We start from the raw sequence: 16,078 nt of genomic DNA on the forward strand, positions 1-16,078 counted from the left end.
CAGCGTTGTGAACTGCTGCCGCGGGATCCGAGGGTGAACCTAGGATAATCCCTAGGATGGACCATAGCTTTCTCTCTGCCTTCATCCTGCTGCTGCTGGTGCTCGACCCGCTGGGCAGCTTGCCGATCTTCATCGGCATCATGCGTGAGGTGCCCAAGCAGCGCCGCGGCATTGTTGCCACCCGAGAGGTCGGCCTGGCTTTTCTGGTGCTGTTCGCCTTCATGTTTCTGGGCGGTCGCTTCCTGGAGATCATGCACCTCTCCGAGCGCTCGCTGGAGGTGGCCGGCGGTGTGATTCTGCTGATCATCGCGATCCGGATGATCTTCGGCAGCGCCGGCGAGTCGGCCTACGGGCTGGAGCCGGGCAAGGAACCCTTCATCTTCCCGCTGGCGGTGCCGCTGTTGGCCGGCCCCTCGGCCATGGCCACCGTGCTGCTGCTGGCCTCGCGCCAGCCGGAAAAGATCGTTCACTGGGTCGGCGCCCTGACCGCGGCCATGCTGGTGTCGGGTGCGACGCTGTTGCTGGCCGACCGCATCCGCAAGCTGCTGGGCGACTCGGTGGTGTCGGCAATCGAGAAGCTGATGGGCCTGGTGCTGACCGCCGTCGCCGTCGAGATGGTGCTGGCCGGTCTGAAGCGCTATTTTGTGGGCGGGCTCTGATGCAGAGCTCCTAGCCGCGCGTACAGGGGCAACCCAAGACATCAACACCGTAGGATTTGACGTTGCAATGGCTGGAAGCTTGTGCGGGGGGACAGCCCCTCGCGTCAAGCGCTTGTGTCAACGGGAATGACCTCACAGTCTGCTTGGCGTGCCCAACGATCACTGCGAAGACTGTGATGAGCCGGCGGCCTGTCCATCACGTTCCCAGGTGGCGCTGCAATGCCTAGAGCAGCGTCGGAGCGCTGGCTTGTCGGATGCTGTGCGCCGTAGCAGCGGAGTGTTTTTCGCTTTCTTCAGCCGGCTGAGTGGCGCATGCGGAGGTCGTCCGCCGCTTCATTGCCTGGACGGCGAGCAGCAAGAAGCAAGGAAAAAGGGGCTCCGAGGAGCCCCTTTTTATGCTTGGAAGCCGCGCAGAATTTACTTGAACTGGTAGCGCAGGCCAACGTTGAAGAACGTGCCCATGGCGCCAGCAACGTCCATGGGGTTGTAGTTGATGCCACCGTAAGTGATGGTATCCAGCGGCGCAACCCGGTTGAACAGATTCTGGATCGAACCATACACCTGCAATTCGCGAGTCAGGTTCCAACGGCCAGACAGATCCACCGAGTAGAAACTGGGCAATTTGCAGCCATTTGCTTCCGTGCCATCAGCCAGCGATTGCTGGCAATCGTCACCCTTGAAGTTTTTGTTCTCGATGCTGCTGCGCCAGTTCATGGTCGCCGTCAGACTTGCCGGGCCGCTTTCCCAGGTCAGAGAGACGTTTGCCTTGTTTTTGGGTGTACCAATGCAGTTCGAAACGTCGCAGTTGCCATGTGTGCCGGCATAGTCGAGTGTCGTGCCAGCGTCCGTCAACTCCCACTTGGCAGTATGGGTCAGGTGAGCGTCAGCCTTGAAGCGACCGACGTTCTGAACTGTCCAGCGATAGCTGAAGTCAAAGTCCACGCCCGCAACCTTGGACTCGCCCTTGTTCACAAAGGGCGCGTAAATCAGGATCGCGCTACCCGAATTCGGAATGCCAGGCAGATTGTTGTCAGAGCGAATCACATCCGGGCGTGCGAAGGCTTCCTGACCCGAGATTGTCTGAATCTGGTCGGATTTCGTGATTTGCCAGATGTCTGCGCCAAAGTTAAGGCCCTTCGTTGGCTCCACGATGAAGCCAAAGTTGAAGTTCTTTGACTTCTCGGGCTTCAGATCCGGATTGCCACGTGCAAAGCCACCGACGCCGCTGCCGTTGCAGTCAGCGGCTGTGCCGCCTGGCAGCGGCGTTTTGCCGTCCGGGCAGCGAATCGGATCATGGATGCCGCCAGTGCCGAAGGTGGCCTGGGCGTCGGGGCTCGACTCAGCAGGGTTCGGCGCACGGAAGCCGTGCGCATAGGAGGCGCGCAGAGCCAATTGGGGAATCGGCACAAACTTGGCCGCAATCTTCGGTGTGGTGGAATTGAACGAGTCGTACTTGTCATAGCGCACTGCACCGGACAGCTCGAACGACTTGGTAATGGGCGCCAGCACTTCGCCGTACGCCGCCATCACCTTTTCATTGCCGAAGAACCCGTTGTAGCTAGCCTGAACCGAGCCATCTTGGGTGCCGCTCAGCGACGGCGCGGACAGCATCAGCTTGCGATACTCAGCGCCGAGCGCCAGGGCCGCCGGACCACCGGGCAATTGGGCGATTTCGCGGGACGCCTTGATGTCGAGGATGTCAAGTTTGGTTTTGCTCGCGCTGGTGCCGTGGGTCAAGATCGAGTCACGCTGAGCCTGGGTATTGAGACCCGCGTTCGCACCCATGCGATAGCCGAAAGTCGCGCTCTTGGGGTTGCTAAACGCATCAAGCAGCCCTTGAAGGCGGAGCAGCATGTAGTCCTGGTCCAGCTTGGACTCGGAATGGGCAAAGCCAGCGTCGATGTCCCACTCAGCCGCAGTTCCCTTGACGCCGGCCATGATGCGGGTGATGTCAACGTCATTGGTACGCCGTTGGGCGCCAAATTCGCCAAACACATAGCGGAAGCGCGCAGACTTGCCAAATGGGTTGTCGGGATGCTCGGCAGCCAAGGTCATTTCTGGCACATTGATGCCCGTGCCATAGCCGCGCACACCGAACGGTCCGACGATGGTACCTGGCGTGCCCAATGGGCTCACGTCAAAGCCGGTCTTGTTCTTGCCGTAGCTGAACTCGGCGAATGCTTCCCAATTCTGATTCAGGGCCACTGAGCCGCGACCAAAAATCGAGAGGGCTTCTAGCTTAGGCTGGAAGCTGCGGAACTGGCCGATGTCGTACGAGCAACCTTCATCGCCGGTGATGTGTGGTGACACAACCCCAGGCAGTGCAGTCGTGCAAGGAGAGACCAGCTGGTAAGCACCTGAGGTCGTGCCATTGCGGACATAGCCAGCAACGCTGCCAGAAACCGTAGTGCCTCTTCTCGAACCGGGCGTCCACTGGCTGGCCAGTGGGTCGTAACCCCATGGACGTGTGTCGCCCTTGCCAATCCATTCGCGATCACGATCGCGGTAGTGGATTTCGTCGCTCTTGGAAACTTCGATATTCAGCAAGCCGTTCCACTTGTCCGTGGAAAGATTGCCGGCGCCCATCGTCAGAGCTGCTTTGGCTCGCTTGCCGTCACCGTACTTGGATGCACCGGTTTCAACTTTACCGATGATGCCGTCAAAGTTCTTGCGCAGGATGATATTGACGACACCTGCCAGTGCGTCAGAGCCGTAAATGGCAGAGGCGCCATCCTTCAGCACTTCAATCCGCTCGACGGCCTCGAGGGGAACCGACGACAAGTCGGCAAACATCTTTTGGAAGTCATCGGCGCGAGGATAGGGTGCGAGGCGACGCCCGTTCAGCAGGACCAAGGTGGCATTGGCGCCCAGGCCGCGCAGGGAGATGGCGGTGGCACCGGCGGCAAAGCCGTTACCAAAACCTGTTGGCAAGGAACCCTGACCATCAAGGCTCAAAGACTGAAGGTATTCAGTCAGCGTTGCCTTACCAGAGTTGGTGATGTCTTCACGCGAGATAGAGAGGATGGGCTCAGCTGTCTCGGCGGCGATGCGCTTGATGTTCGAACCGGTCACAACAATTCGCTCGAGCTGAGCGGTTGCAGCGTCCTGTTGCGCCATCGCTGCCTGCGATGCACCTGCAGCAAGTAGCGCGATTTCGATGGCGCGCACAGCGGCTTTCTTTCTGGCTTTCAAGGTCATGGTAATCCCTTAGAAAAGGAGGTGTCTGAAATCAGCAGGAAACAGCGGGATATCGCCTTCCCGAATTCCAGCCAGTATCAAAAATGAGGGATGCCGTAAGTAACGCGCCCCCCACGAAGCTCGCATTTCGCCCGAAGCAGCACTGGCGCGTCCATCAGGAGTGGACCCTAAGATGCTTCCCTAAATTCGTTCGCAGATCCAAATTAAACATAATTAAATCAAAGGCTTAATTGCTGTTGTTCGAGTCGGAGGGCAAGGCCGCCCGTTCACCGGCTAGTTTGGATTTGCCAAAAATTGTTGTCATGGGGCAACTGCTCGCTGGCGTTTCGGCTCTGCATGTGTTGGTGAGCACGCGTGCATGCGCCGTCTGGCGCGCTACAGATTGCGGTGCCGAAGATCTGCACGGCTTGGCTGCAACGATCAGCGGTGGGTGGCGTGATCGGGGGGCGGCCGCTGAAGCTGCAACCTTCGTTGATACATCAATCAGATTGCCTGGCGGCAGCGCTGAGACCAGTCCAGCGAACATCGCTTTCACGGCTTGCACGATGCGAAATGCGAATTTCATATCGTGAACTCGCGCCATTCTGCAGCGCCGCAAAATTTCTCATGATGGTGACTGCAATTTCGCAATGCGGCATCGAATGTCTAAGTGATTGATTTTAAATAACTAAAATTTAAGTCTTATATAAGACATAAGTCTCCACAAGCGGGTCGCAGAGGACTAATCTTGAGTCCATCAAGTCGCCAGTTTTCGCAACCTTCTCACCTCACATCACTTCACCATCAGGAGCAGACCATGAGCACCTTGACCCGCGAACAACAGATTGCCGCCCTCGAAAAAGACTGGGCCGAGAACCCTCGCTGGAAGGGCATCAAGCGCGGCTACACCGCCGCCGACGTCGTCCGTCTGCGTGGTTCGCTGGCCATCGAGCACACGCTGGCCAAGCGCGGTGCCGAGAAGCTGTGGAACCTGGTCAACACCGAGCCCTTCGTCAACTCGCTGGGCGCGCTGACCGGCAACCAGGCCATGCAGCAGGTCAAGGCCGGCCTGAAGGCCATCTATCTGTCCGGCTGGCAGGTCGCTGGCGACGCCAACAGCAATGGCGAGATGTACCCCGACCAGTCGCTGTACTCGGTGGATTCGGTGCCCAAGGTCGTCAAGCGCATCAACGCCACCTTCAAGCGCGCCGATGAAATCCAATGGAGCGAAGGCAAGAACGATATCGACTATTTCGCCCCCATCGTGGCAGATGCCGAAGCTGGCTTCGGCGGTGTGCTGAATGCCTTCGAGCTGATGAAGTCGATGATCGACGCAGGCGCCGCCGGCGTGCACTTCGAAGATCAGCTGGCCGCTGCCAAGAAGTGCGGCCACATGGGTGGCAAGGTGCTGGTGCCGACCCGCGAGGCCGTGGCCAAGCTGGTGGCCGCCCGCCTGGCTGCTGACGTGATGGGCGTGCCCACCGTGCTGCTGGCCCGTACCGATGCCGAGGCCGGCGATCTGGTCACCACCGATGTCGACGACAACGACAAGCCCTTCTGCACCGGCGAGCGCACCGTCGAAGGCTTCTTCCGCACCCGCAACGGTCTGGATCAGGCCATCAGCCGCGGTCTGGCCTACGCCCCCTACGCCGACATGATCTGGTGCGAAACCGGCAAGCCCGACCTTGCCTTCGCCAAGGCCTTTGCCGATGCCATCCATGCCAAGTTCCCGGGCAAGCTGCTCGCCTACAACTGCTCGCCGTCCTTCAACTGGAAGAAGAACCTGGACGACGCCACCATCGCCAAGTTCCAGCGCGAGCTCGGCGCCATGGGCTACAAGTTCCAGTTCATCACGCTGGCCGGTTTCCACAGCCTGAACTACTCGATGTTCAACCTGGCCTACGGCTACGCTCGCAACAATATGAGCGCCTTCGTGGAACTGCAGGAAGCCGAGTTCGCCGCCGCCGAGCGTGGCTTCACGGCGGTCAAGCACCAGCGTGAAGTCGGTACCGGCTACTTCGACGCGGTCACGACGACGATTGAAGCCGAGGCCTCAACGGCCGCACTGAAGGGCTCGACCGAAGACGAGCAATTCTTCGACAAAAAGCACGGTTAAGCGCCTGCGGCGCTCAACCGTTCCGGTGAACGTTGAGCTCCCCCAGCCCCCTCCAGGAGGGGGCACCAGCATGTCACACCAGGCCGGGCCGCGTGCCCGGCTTTTCTTTGGGCGCTAAGCGCCAAGCGCTACGGCACTGACTAGAGCGACGCCACGAGTAGCGCGCGATAGTCCTCGCGGCTGGCCAGCCGTGGATTCGTCTTGTGGCAGTGGTCCTTCATCGCGCCATCGATGATGCGTTCGAACAGGGTGTCATCGACGCCTATCGTGGCCAGGCCGCTGGGCAGGCCCAGGCGCTGGCTCATTGCCTGCACCGCTTCGGCGATCACTTCAGCATCGCCGGTGGCCAGGCCCATGGCCTGGGCCATCCGCGCCAGCTTGCTGTCCTGCTGCAGGCTGTCGTGGGCGGCGTTGAAGCGGATCACCGCCGGCAGGAAGACGGCATTGAGCGTGCCGTGGTGCAGCCGCGGGTTCAGGCCGCCCAGGCTGTGGCTCAGCGAGTGCACGCAGCCCAGGCCTTTTTGAAATGCCATCGCGCCCTGCATGCTGGCGCTCATCATCTGCAGCCGGGCCTCGGCGTCGCGGCCGTCTCGGGTGGCCCGTTCGATGTGGGCCCAGCCGCGCCGCAGGCCTTCCAACGCGATGCCGTCGGCCGGCGGATTGAAGGCCGCCGACATGAAGGTCTCCATGCAGTGCGCGATCGCGTCCATGCCAGTGGCGGCCGTGAGCAGCGGCGGCAGACCCAGCGTCAGCGCCGGGTCGCACAGCGCCAGCCTGGGCAGCAGCAGCCAGTTGTGAAAGCCCAGCTTGCGGCCGTCGTCAACGATGACGATGGCGCCGCGTGCGACCTCACTGCCGGTGCCGGCCGTGGTCGGCACGGCAATCAGCGGCAAGACCTTGGCGCTGATCAGCTCGCTGCCGCCTTCGATCGTGGCATAGCGCTTCAGTGGCCCCTCGTGGGTGGCGGCGATGGCCACGCCCTTGGCCAGATCCATGGCCGAGCCGCCGCCAACGGCGATCAGTCCATCGCAGCCCTCGGCCTGGCACAGCGCCACGGCTTCGCGCACAGCCGCCTCGGTGGGGTTGGACGGAGTGCGATCAAAAACTGGCAACGCGTGCCTGCCGAAGCTTTGCAATGCCTGGTCCAGCACACCTGCTGCACGCACGCCAGGGTCGCTGACGATCAAGGGGCGGTGCATGCCCAGGCGAGCGCTTTCCTCGGCAAGTCGGCCGCTGGCACCCAGGGCAAGGTGGATCTGAGTCAGGTACTGGATCAACGACATCTTGATTCCCGTCAATAAGAGGTGCTGTGCCTGGCCGAAGCGACGAAACAGCTGCTCCAGAGCGGGTAAAGCCACTAAAGTCACCATGGCTTTGACCGAAGCCGTGCATGAGCCCGCGTGGGCCCATTCCATCGACCCGCTACGGCCGCTCAAGGCCCACAGGAGTTCGGCATGAAACTTAATCTCGCGCAGCGCATCGTACTGTCCAACGCGCTGCTGCTGGCTGTGTTCCTGCTGATACTTGGCACCGTGTTGCTGATGGTGCAGCGCATGGCCGCTGTCAATGCCGACATCAACGACAACAACTTGCCGCAGCTGACCGCACTGGCGGCGCTGAACGACTCGGTCAACGGCCGCGGCATCGCCCTGCGCAACCTGGGTCTGCTGCCAGCTGACAAGCTGGAGGCCGAGTACGCAACCATCGCCAGGCTGCGCGAGCAGGGTGACGAAGCGGTCAAGCGCATCAAGGCCAAGTTCGCTCCCGGCGTCGCCAGTGCCGAGGAAATCGCTGAGACGGCGCAGATCATCGACAAAAATTTGCAATCGCGCCTGCTCGTCGACGAGCTGCTTGGCCACGCCAAGGCTGGCCGCAAGGACGAATTCGCGAACCTGCTGTTTGGCCGCTATGACGGCCTCGAGGATGAGATCCTGGCGCGCCTGGACAAGCTCAGTTCGGCGATGGAAGAGGGAGCGCATCGGGACGGTGTCGTGGCCGCGCAGGCTGATGATCGGGCTTTCGCGGCGGCGGGTATCGGCTTTTTGGTGTCGATCGCGGCGGCTGCCGGTCTGGGTTGGACCTTGCGTCGGTACGTGCTGCATCGGCTGGGCGCCGATCCGACCGATCTGGCCGAGATCGCGCAGCGCATCGCCGCTGGCGATCTGCGTGCGCTGAGCCACCAAGGCATCAGCTTTCAGGGCAGCGTGGTCCATGCGATGGCGACGATGCAGCAGGCCTTGGCCGCGCTGGTTGGCGCCGTCGGACAGAACGTCCATTCGGTGGCGCTGGCCAGCGATGAGATCGCCCACGCCAGCCATGATCTGAGCACACGCACTGAACAGCAGGCGGCCAATCTGGAGCAGGTTGCGGCCACCGCGCAGGAACTCAACAGCAGTGTGCACCGCACCTCGGAATCGGCACAGCAGGCGCATCGCCTGTCGACCGAGACCAGTCGGGCCGCCGATGCTGGCGGCGAGGCGGTGGGGCAGGTCGTCAGCACCATGGAGCAGATTCAGGCGGCCTCGCGCAAGATTGGCGAGATCAGCTCGGTGATCGATGGCATTGCCTTTCAGACCAATATCCTGGCGCTCAATGCAGCCGTTGAAGCGGCGCGGGCTGGCGAGCAGGGGCGGGGCTTCGCGGTTGTGGCCAGCGAGGTGCGCAGTCTGGCCCAGCGCAGCGCCGAGGCATCCAAGCAGATCGGCGCTTTGATCACGCGCTCGACGGAGACGGTTGACGACGGATCAAAGCTGGTCGAACAGGCTCGACAAACCATGGACCATCTGCGCGGTTCGGTGCAGCAGGTACAAGCCATGATCAGCGATATCTCACGTGCGACACAGGACCAGGCGCAGAGCCTGACCGAAGTCGCACAAGCCATTCGCCAGCTTGACGAGATGACGCAACAGAATGCCGCCATGGTCGAACAGACCAGCGCCTCGTCAGACAATTTGCGCAGCATGAGTGGCGAGCTGAAGAGTCATACCGAACGCTTTCGTATCTGATGCGCCGCCTGCCTATCGCGGCGATGCTGATGCTGGCAAGTACCAGCCATGGCGGCCGGCCGTTGACGAGTGATGATGCTGCCAGTGCCGAGCGTGGCAGCTGCCAGCTCGAGGTCTGGTTGGAGCAACAGCCGGAGTTCCAGCAGGCCGTGCTGGCGCCGGCCTGCGGGCTCGCCGATGGCCTCGAATTTGGCCTGACTTGGGCCCGCGGGCGCGAGCGGACCGCGGCCGAGCCGCTGTCTGTGGACATGGCCAGCTGGGCCATCAAATGGCTCCCTGTGCGCAGCCCCTGGACCACGGCGGCTGGCACGCTGGTTCTGGGTCTCAAATTCAGCGGCGACTACCAGCGCCTCGGCACAAGTGGCTGGCAGTTGCAAGGCTATGGCGTGCTGGGGCTTGCCACTCTCGAGCTGAATCAGGATTGGACACTGCACCTGAACGCCGGCCCCTGGCGCGACAAGGCCAGCCGCGGCCAGGCCAGCCTGCTCAACCTCGCCCTGGTGTGGCGGCCGATGCCGTCCAGCCTGGTGTTTGTCGAATGGCTCGGCAGTGACCGGCCAGGGCTGCTGGGCGCACATGTACGCAGTGCCGGCATGCGTTGGTGGCTGCACAGCGACAAGCTGGGGCTGGACCTGAGCGCCAGCCGCCAGGCCGGTGTCAGTGGCACAAGCTGGACGATGGGCCTGGGCTGGTACGGCATCGGCTTCTGAGGCCACCGCAGCACTGCACCAGCGGCGCGGGCGCAGTGCTGCGAAAATGCCCGCTGCAATTGCTGGAGCCCTTGTTGAGTAGCACCTTGTTGACACCGCGGATGGCCGGTGTGTTGTCGCGCATCCACCGCGCCAACCGCCCGACCTATCACAGCCTGACGCCCAAGCAGGCGCGGATCGCCTATCTGATGGGGGCCGAGATCCTGGACCTGCCGCGCGCGCCGCTGGCACGGGTTGAAAACCTCACCGTGCCCGGGGCCGAAGGGCCGCTGGCTGCGCGGCTCTATGCGCCGAAGACGGCGGCCGAAGCCCGGCTGCCGGTGCTCCTTTATTTCCATGGCGGCGGCTTCACCATCGGCAGCCTGGAGACGCACGACAGCCTGTGTCGCCAGCTCGCCTTGCGCAGCGGTGTGGCGGTGCTGGCGCTGGACTACCGGCTGGCGCCCGAGCACAAGTTCCCGGCCGCGGTCGACGATTGCTGGGCGGTGCTGCGCTGGTTGCCCAAGGCGGCCGAGACGCTGGGGCTGGACGGCAGCCGCATCGCCGTCGGCGGCGACAGCGCCGGCGGCACGCTGGCAGCCGTCTGCGCGCTGCATGCACGCGACATCCGCGAGCAGCTGGGGCAAGACCTGGCCCTGCAGCTGCTGATCACCCCGGGCACCACGGCCCATGCCGACACCGCCTCGCACAAGTTGTTCGCCAACGGCTTCCTGCTCGATGCCGGTGCGATCCAGTGGTTCTTCGATCACTACATCCCGCATCCGCACCGCAAGGACTGGCGCTTCGCGCCGCTGGAGGCCGCCGATCATGGCGATCTGGCGCCGGCCTGCGTGATACTGGCCGAGTGCGATCCCTTGGTTGACGAGGGCGTGGCCTATGCCGATCTGCTGCGCGCCAATGGCAATGCGGTGCAGCTGGAGCTGTATCGCGGCGTCACCCATGATTTCATCAAGATGGGCCGTTCCATCCCCGAAGCCCTGCTGGCGCTGGACGCCTGCGCCGCTGCGCTGAAGGAGGCGCTCAAGCCATGACCACCGCCACCGCTGAGTCCACCGTCCCGCGCCGGGTCGAATACCGTTTTTTTGAGAGGCTGCGCGTGCGCTGGGCCGAGATTGATGCCCAGCACATCGTCTTCAACGGCCACTACCTGAGCTACTTCGACGCGGCCGTCGGTGGCTATTGGCGCGCGCTGGCCTTGCCCTATGCCGACACGATGAAGTCGCTCGGCGGCGACCTCTTTGTGCGCAAGGCGACGCTGGAATACCTGGGCTCTGCACGCTACGACGATCAGCTGGACATCGGCGTGCGCTGTGAACGCGTGGGCAACAGCTCGCTGCTGGTGCGCTGCGCGGTGTTTCGCGGCGAGACGCTCTTGGTCCATGGCGAGCTGGTCTATGTGTTTGCCGACGCTGCTGGCTCGCAGACCGTGCCTGAGGCGCTGCGTCGTGCTCTGCTGGGATTTGAGGCCGGCGAGGCCATGGTCGAGGTGCGCTTGGGCGCCTGGGCCGAGTTGGGCCAGGATGCCGGCCACATCCGTCAGACCGTGTTCGTCGAGGAACAGAACATCCCGGCCGAGATGGAGTGGGATGCCGGCGACAGCGCCTGCCTGCATGCGGTGGCCTACAACCGCATGGGCCGGGCGCTGGCCACCGGCCGTCTGCTTGAGCATGTGCCAGGCGTGGCAAAGATCGGCCGCATGGCCGTGCTGTCCAGCATGCGCGGCTCAGGCGTTGGTCGCGAGGTGCTTGAAGCCCTGATGCGTGCCGGCCGGCAGCAGGGCTATCGCGAGGTGCTGCTGCATGCGCAGATCAGCGCCGTCGGCTTCTATCTGCGTGCCGGCTTTGTGCAGCGCGGCCCGCAGTTCGAAGAGGCCGGCATCGTCCATGTGGAGATGGTCAGGGCGCTGTGACATCGAGCGGCGTGAAGCGCTCAATGTGACGAGCGCCCTCGGCCAGCCAGGGGCGCAGCGCCAGCGCAGCCTGGCGTTCGGCGGCCTCCAGCAGGGTCGGTGCCGCGCCGCTGTAGATTTCCATCCAGGTCGCTTGGTCGGCTGGTTCTGCCGCTTCTGCCGCTTCGGCGCGGCGCAACAGCCGGCGCTGCACGCCAGCTGCCAAGGGCAGGGCAGCCAGCGCGGCGCCGGCCGCGGCCTCGTCGGCCGGGCTCAGCTGGTAGTAGACGTAAAGCTCAGTGCCGAGCGCCTTCATTGCGGCTCGGCCACCGCATAGGGCAGCGGCTGCTGATGCAGCTGCGGGCCGCTGGCAGCGCCCAGATGCAGGCTGCCGGCTTCGAGCGCGGCCAGCTTGACCTCGGCCAGCAGCAGACTCTTGCCGCCTCGCTGCGCGCTGCTGGCCACCAGGCCGGCCGGCTGCTCGGCATCGCTGCTGTGGAACAGCTCCTGGCCAGGCAAGGCCTGACCCTCGACCTCGAACAAAAAGGTGCGCCGCTTGACGGTGCCACGGTACTGGCTGCGTGCCACCACCTCCTGGCCGGGGTAGCAGCCCTTCTGGAAATTGACCCCACCGAGCAGCTCCAGATTGATCATCTGCGGCACGAACTGCTCGACGGTGGCGCTGTCCACGAAGGCCAGGCCCGCGCTCTGTTCCAGCCACTGCCAGTCGTCCAGGGGCAGGGCCGGCAGGGCCGGCGCAGCCGCATCGGCGGCCTGGGCCAGCAGGTAGCGGGGCAGGCCATCGGCGCCGTCGTGCAGGCGAATCACCTGGGCGTCGCCCAGCCGGGCCAGGCCATAGACGCTGGCCGGCGCTGCCTCGCCCAGCCAGGCTTGGGCGGCAGTGCCCGCCAGACCCCAGAGCGCAATCTCGCTGCTGGCGTCGCTGAGCTTGCACTTGGCGCGCAGCACAAACATCGACAGGCGCTTGACCGTGGGCGCCAGCAGCGCTGCGGGCAGGGCCAGCAGGATGTCGTCGGGGCCGCTGCGCTGCCAGCCGATCAAGGTGGCCAGCAGCCGGCCCTTGGCCGAGCAATAGCCAGCCAGGCGGGCCTGATCGGGCTTGAGCAGGGCGAAGTCCTGGGTCAGTTGGCTGTGCAGGAATTTGGCGGCGTCTTCACCCTGTGCGCGGGCGATGCCCCAGTGAGCGAGGCGGACGGCGCCGCCGGAGGGCAGGGAGTCAGTGTTCGTGGTCATGGCCGCGATTATCATCAGCGCCCGCGTTTCCCGCCCCGGCCCGGGGTTTCTTGAGGTTGATGATGAAGACTCTGGCCAAGCTGATGGTGCTGCTGGTGCTGGCCGCTGGGGCGCTCGCCGGCGCGGCGTGGTGGTGGCTGCAAGCGCCGCTGCGCCTGGCCTCGGCCACCGTCGAGCTGTCGATCGAGCCCGGCGCCTCGCCGCGCGATGTGGCCCAGGCCTGGGTCACCGCCGGCGTGCAAGAAGACGCAAGGCTGCTCTACCAGTGGTTTCGCTGGTCGGGCCAGGCCAAGCAGATCCGCGCCGGCAGCTACGAAATCCACCAGGGCGTGACGCCGCGTGAGCTGCTGGCCAAGATGGTGCGTGGCGACGAGGTGCTGGAACAGGTGCGCCTGATCGATGGCTGGACCTTCCGCCAGTTCCGCGCCGCCCTGGCCGCGGCGCCGGCGCTGAAGGCCAGAACGGCCACGATGAGCGAGGCCGAGATCATGGCGGCCCTGGGCGCGCCGGGTCTGGCGGCGGAAGGGCGCTTCTTCCCCGACACCTATGCCTACAGCCGCGGCGTCAGCGATCTGACGGTGATGAAGCGGGCCTTCAAGGCGATGCAGCACCGGCTGGAGCAGGCCTGGGCCCAGCGCGCCGAGGGTTTGCCGCTGAAGAGCGCCGACGAGGCACTGACGCTGGCCTCCATCGTCGAGAAGGAGACCGGCACCGGCGCCGATCGGCCGCGTGTGGCCGCGGTATTCGTCAACCGTCTGCGCATCGGCATGCCGCTGCAGACCGACCCGACGGTGATCTACGGCCTGGGCGCGGGATTTGACGGCAATCTGCGCAAGCGCGATCTGCTCGCCGACACCCCCTTCAACACCTACACCCGGATGGGCCTGCCACCCACGCCGATCGCCATGCCTGGCCAGGCCTCGCTGCAGGCGGCGCTGCATCCGGCGCCGGTCAAGGCGCTGTACTTTGTGGCCCGCGGCGACGGCAGCAGCGAGTTCTCCGACGATCTGGCCGCGCATAATCGCGCCGTCAACAAATACCAGCGTGGGCGCTGAAGCCCGGGAAGCACAAGCAGTGAGCGGCAGATTCATCACCTTTGAAGGCATAGACGGCGCTGGCAAGTCGACCCATATCGAGGCCGTCAGCGCCCGGCTGCGTGCCGCTGGCGCCGATGTGCTGAACACCCGCGAGCCTGGCGGCACCGCCTTGGCCGAGCAGCTGCGCGAGCTGGTGCTGCACCAGGGCATGGATGCCTTGACCGAGGCCCTGCTGGTGTTTGCCGGCCGGCGCGACCATATCGAGCAGGTGATACGGCCGGCACTGGCCGCGGGCCGCACCGTCGTCAGCGACCGTTTCACCGATGCCAGCTTTGCCTACCAGGGCGGCGGCCGCGGCCTGGATGGCCATGTGCTGGCGGCGCTGGAGGGCTGGGTGGGCCACGGCCTGCAGCCCGACCTGACGATCTGGTTCGACCTGCCTGCCGAGATGGCCGCCGCCCGCCGCGCCGCCGCCCGCGAGGCCGACCGCTTCGAGCAGCAGGACCTGCATTTCTTTGCCCGCGTGCGTGCCGGCTACGCCGCGCGCGCCGAGGCCGCGCCCGAACGCTTTGCGCGCATCGACGCCAGCCTGCCGGTGGACGCCGTGGCGGCGCAGATCGTCGCCGTGCTGGAGGCCCGCGGATGGTGAGCGAGGTCGAGCTCCAGGCCTTTGGTATTGCCGAGGGCGGCAAGCTGCCCTTGCCCTGGCTGGCCGCCCCGCTGGCGCAGGCGCTGGCCCATGCGCGCTCGCATGCGCTGCTGGTGCAGGGGCCGGCCGGCGTGGGCCAGTTCGAGCTGGCGCTGGCATTGGCCCAGTCCTGGCTGTGCGAGGCGCGCCTGCCCGGCGGCATGGCCTGCGGCCGCTGCGCCAGCTGCCATCTCTTTCATGCCCGTTCGCATCCCGACTTTCAGTTCCTGGTGCCCGATGCGCTGCGTGATGCGCTGGGCCTGGCGCCGGATGAGGCCGAGGGCAGCGCCGAGCCCAAGGCCAGCAAGGCCAAGCCCAGCCGCGAGATCAAGGTCGATGCGGTGCGCAAGATGCTGTCCTTTGCCCAGGTCACCGCGGCACGCGGCGAGGCCAAGGTGGTGCTGGTCTACCCGGCCGAGGCGCTCAATACCGTGGCCGCCAATGCCTTGCTGAAGACGCTGGAAGAGCCGGCCGGCAAGCTGCGCTTCGTGCTCGCCAGCAGTGCGCCCGAGGCCTTGCTGCCGACGATTCGCAGCCGCTGCCAGCCGGTGCCCCTGGCATTGCCGGCGCAAGACCTGGCCCTGGCCTGGTTGCGCGAGCGCGGCCTGGCCGCCCCCGAGGTGCTGCTGGCCGCCGCCGGTGGCCGGCCGCAGGAGGCCTTGCAATGGTCGGAAGAGGGCATCGCGGCGCAGAGCTGGACCGAGCTGCCGCGCCGCATCGCCCGCGGCGAGGCCACGGCCCTGAGCGACTGGCCGGTGCCGCGCGCCATTGCCGCCATGCAGCGCCTGGCCCATGATCTGCTGCGCATGAGCCATGGCGCGGGGCCGAGCTATTTCCCGCTCGAGGCCTTGCCGGCGGTGCCGCGTGCGGCACCGGGTTTGCATGACTGGATCGCCGCGTTGAAGCATGCCGCCCGCCATGCCGAGCACCCGCTCAATGCCGGGCTGCTGATGGAGTCGCTGGTGGCGCAAGGGCAGCGGGCCATGCACAAGGCGCGGCGCTGACACTCTCCTTGCTGCGGGCGATACAGGCCGATACCGTTTTGAGCCCGACCCTGGGCCTTTCCCGCAACGCTGGCGGCGCCTGCATTCGCTACACTTGCGTCCCATGAGCGACATCCCTGCCAAACCCCAAGCTGCCGCCCTGGCAGCCGCGAGCCAGCCCAGCGGCGGCGCGCGGCCCAGCATGATGCAGCTGGTGTTCCGCGAGAAGGGGGCGCTGTACGCGGCCTATATCCCGCTGTTTACCGATGGCGGCCTGTTTGTGCCGACGCCGCGCGAGTACCACCTGGGCGAGGACATCTACCTGATCCTGACTCTGCCCGATGATCAGCAGCGTTATCCCATCGCCGGCAAGGTGGCCTGGATCACGCCGGCCAATGCCTCAGGCGGCCGCACCCAGGGTGTGGGCGTGCGCTTCCCGGCCGACGAGAAATCGCGGCTGATCCGGCTGCGCATCGAGGAAATCCTCGGTACCTCGATCTCCTCGTCCAAGCCCACTCAGACCATCTGAGCGCGGCGCGGCGCGGCCGTGCCCCTTTTCGT

14 protein-coding genes are annotated in these 16,078 nt (G+C 64.9%); 10 read left to right on the top strand and 4 right to left on the bottom strand.

Annotated elements, in window-relative coordinates:
* Window positions 1-56: 56 nt before the first annotated feature.
* Complete coding sequence (locus RQP53_RS00155) at window positions 57-659, top strand: MarC family protein (RefSeq protein ID WP_315647900.1); 603 nt, start codon at window positions 57-59, stop codon at window positions 657-659.
* Window positions 660-1,076: 417 nt separating this feature from the next.
* Here the strand turns inward: RQP53_RS00155 and RQP53_RS00160 are convergent, their stop codons facing one another.
* A complete protein-coding gene (locus RQP53_RS00160) occupies window positions 1,077-3,857 on the bottom strand; it encodes a TonB-dependent receptor (protein WP_315647902.1) in 2,781 nt (926 codons plus the stop codon).
* 796 nt (window positions 3,858-4,653) lie between these two features.
* On the opposite strand from RQP53_RS00160, the gene aceA reads away from it, so the two are divergent.
* Window positions 4,654-5,952 (top strand): isocitrate lyase, encoded by a 1,299-nt coding sequence (gene aceA / locus RQP53_RS00165; protein WP_434064035.1) that lies wholly within the window; start codon window positions 4,654-4,656, stop codon window positions 5,950-5,952.
* Window positions 5,953-6,092: 140 nt separating this feature from the next.
* Here the strand turns inward: aceA and RQP53_RS00170 are convergent, their stop codons facing one another.
* Window positions 6,093-7,235, bottom strand: a complete 1,143-nt coding sequence (locus tag RQP53_RS00170; protein WP_315647903.1) for a 4-hydroxybutyrate dehydrogenase — start codon at window positions 7,233-7,235, stop codon at window positions 6,093-6,095.
* A gap of 171 nt (window positions 7,236-7,406) precedes the next feature.
* Between RQP53_RS00170 and RQP53_RS00175 the strand changes: the two genes are divergently transcribed.
* From RQP53_RS00175 to RQP53_RS00190, 4 genes are all read left to right on the top strand, one after another.
* Window positions 7,407-8,957 carry a methyl-accepting chemotaxis protein gene (locus RQP53_RS00175; protein ID WP_315647904.1) on the top strand — a complete coding sequence of 517 codons (1,551 nt, stop codon included), beginning with the start codon at window positions 7,407-7,409 and terminating at the stop codon, window positions 8,955-8,957.
* On the top strand, window positions 8,957-9,667 hold the full coding sequence (locus RQP53_RS00180) for a PA4824 family protein (RefSeq protein WP_315647905.1): 711 nt from the start codon (window positions 8,957-8,959) through the stop codon (window positions 9,665-9,667). Before RQP53_RS00175 ends, RQP53_RS00180 begins: the two co-directional genes overlap by 1 nt.
* 101 nt (window positions 9,668-9,768) lie before the next feature.
* On the top strand, window positions 9,769-10,698 hold the full coding sequence (locus RQP53_RS00185) for an alpha/beta hydrolase (protein WP_315649167.1): 930 nt from the start codon (window positions 9,769-9,771) through the stop codon (window positions 10,696-10,698).
* Window positions 10,695-11,576: a YbgC/FadM family acyl-CoA thioesterase gene (locus RQP53_RS00190; RefSeq protein ID WP_315647906.1), complete on the top strand. Its 882-nt coding sequence runs from the start codon at window positions 10,695-10,697 to the stop codon at window positions 11,574-11,576. The genes RQP53_RS00185 and RQP53_RS00190 overlap by 4 nt, the downstream gene beginning before the upstream one ends.
* On the opposite strand, the gene RQP53_RS00195 is transcribed toward RQP53_RS00190, so the two are convergent.
* Both RQP53_RS00195 and ygfZ read right to left on the bottom strand, forming a co-directional pair.
* The gene (locus RQP53_RS00195; protein WP_315647907.1) at window positions 11,563-11,871 is read right to left on the bottom strand and encodes a DUF4936 family protein; all 309 of its coding nucleotides are present in this window, start codon (window positions 11,869-11,871) and stop codon (window positions 11,563-11,565) included. The genes RQP53_RS00190 and RQP53_RS00195 overlap by 14 nt on opposite strands.
* Window positions 11,868-12,809, bottom strand: coding sequence for a CAF17-like 4Fe-4S cluster assembly/insertion protein YgfZ (gene ygfZ, locus RQP53_RS00200; protein WP_315647908.1), 942 nt, complete (start codon window positions 12,807-12,809; stop codon window positions 11,868-11,870). Before ygfZ ends, RQP53_RS00195 begins: the two co-directional genes overlap by 4 nt.
* Before the next feature lie 62 nt (window positions 12,810-12,871).
* On the opposite strand from ygfZ, the gene mltG reads away from it, so the two are divergent.
* From mltG to RQP53_RS00220, 4 genes are all read left to right on the top strand, one after another.
* A complete protein-coding gene (gene mltG, locus RQP53_RS00205) occupies window positions 12,872-13,864 on the top strand; it encodes an endolytic transglycosylase MltG (protein ID WP_315647909.1) in 993 nt (330 codons plus the stop codon).
* 19 nt (window positions 13,865-13,883) lie between these two features.
* Window positions 13,884-14,495, top strand: coding sequence for a dTMP kinase (tmk, locus tag RQP53_RS00210; protein ID WP_315647910.1), 612 nt, complete (start codon window positions 13,884-13,886; stop codon window positions 14,493-14,495).
* Entirely contained in the window at window positions 14,489-15,538 is a 1,050-nt protein-coding gene (gene holB / locus RQP53_RS00215; protein ID WP_315647911.1) for a DNA polymerase III subunit delta', read from the top strand. The genes tmk and holB overlap by 7 nt, the downstream gene beginning before the upstream one ends.
* Before the next feature lie 181 nt (window positions 15,539-15,719).
* Window positions 15,720-16,046 carry a PilZ domain-containing protein gene (locus RQP53_RS00220; RefSeq protein WP_315649168.1) on the top strand — a complete coding sequence of 109 codons (327 nt, stop codon included), beginning with the start codon at window positions 15,720-15,722 and terminating at the stop codon, window positions 16,044-16,046.
* The last annotated feature ends 32 nt before the right edge of the window (window positions 16,047-16,078 follow it).

It is taken from the genome of Roseateles aquae (genome assembly GCF_032337115.1).
Classification (GTDB): Bacteria; Pseudomonadota; Gammaproteobacteria; order Burkholderiales; family Burkholderiaceae_C; genus Roseateles_C; species Roseateles_C aquae.

Bases quoted from the DNA above. Each gene is read 5' to 3' on its own strand.
- RQP53_RS00155 (WP_315647900.1), top strand. From the start codon at position 57: ATGGACCATAGCTTTCTCTCTGCCTTCATCCTGCTGCTGCTGGTGCTC.
- RQP53_RS00160 (WP_315647902.1), bottom strand. From the start codon at position 3,857: ATGACCTTGAAAGCCAGAAAGAAAGCCGCTGTGCGCGCCATCGAAATC.
- aceA (WP_434064035.1), top strand. From the start codon at position 4,654: ATGAGCACCTTGACCCGCGAACAACAGATTGCCGCCCTCGAAAAAGAC.
- RQP53_RS00170 (WP_315647903.1), bottom strand. From the start codon at position 7,235: ATGTCGTTGATCCAGTACCTGACTCAGATCCACCTTGCCCTGGGTGCC.
- RQP53_RS00175 (WP_315647904.1), top strand. From the start codon at position 7,407: ATGAAACTTAATCTCGCGCAGCGCATCGTACTGTCCAACGCGCTGCTG.
- RQP53_RS00180 (WP_315647905.1), top strand. From the start codon at position 8,957: ATGCGCCGCCTGCCTATCGCGGCGATGCTGATGCTGGCAAGTACCAGC.
- RQP53_RS00185 (WP_315649167.1), top strand. From the start codon at position 9,769: ATGGCCGGTGTGTTGTCGCGCATCCACCGCGCCAACCGCCCGACCTAT.
- RQP53_RS00190 (WP_315647906.1), top strand. From the start codon at position 10,695: ATGACCACCGCCACCGCTGAGTCCACCGTCCCGCGCCGGGTCGAATAC.
- RQP53_RS00195 (WP_315647907.1), bottom strand. From the start codon at position 11,871: ATGAAGGCGCTCGGCACTGAGCTTTACGTCTACTACCAGCTGAGCCCG.
- ygfZ (WP_315647908.1), bottom strand. From the start codon at position 12,809: ATGACCACGAACACTGACTCCCTGCCCTCCGGCGGCGCCGTCCGCCTC.
- mltG (WP_315647909.1), top strand. From the start codon at position 12,872: ATGAAGACTCTGGCCAAGCTGATGGTGCTGCTGGTGCTGGCCGCTGGG.
- holB (WP_315647911.1), top strand. From the start codon at position 14,489: ATGGTGAGCGAGGTCGAGCTCCAGGCCTTTGGTATTGCCGAGGGCGGC.
- RQP53_RS00220 (WP_315649168.1), top strand. From the start codon at position 15,720: ATGATGCAGCTGGTGTTCCGCGAGAAGGGGGCGCTGTACGCGGCCTAT.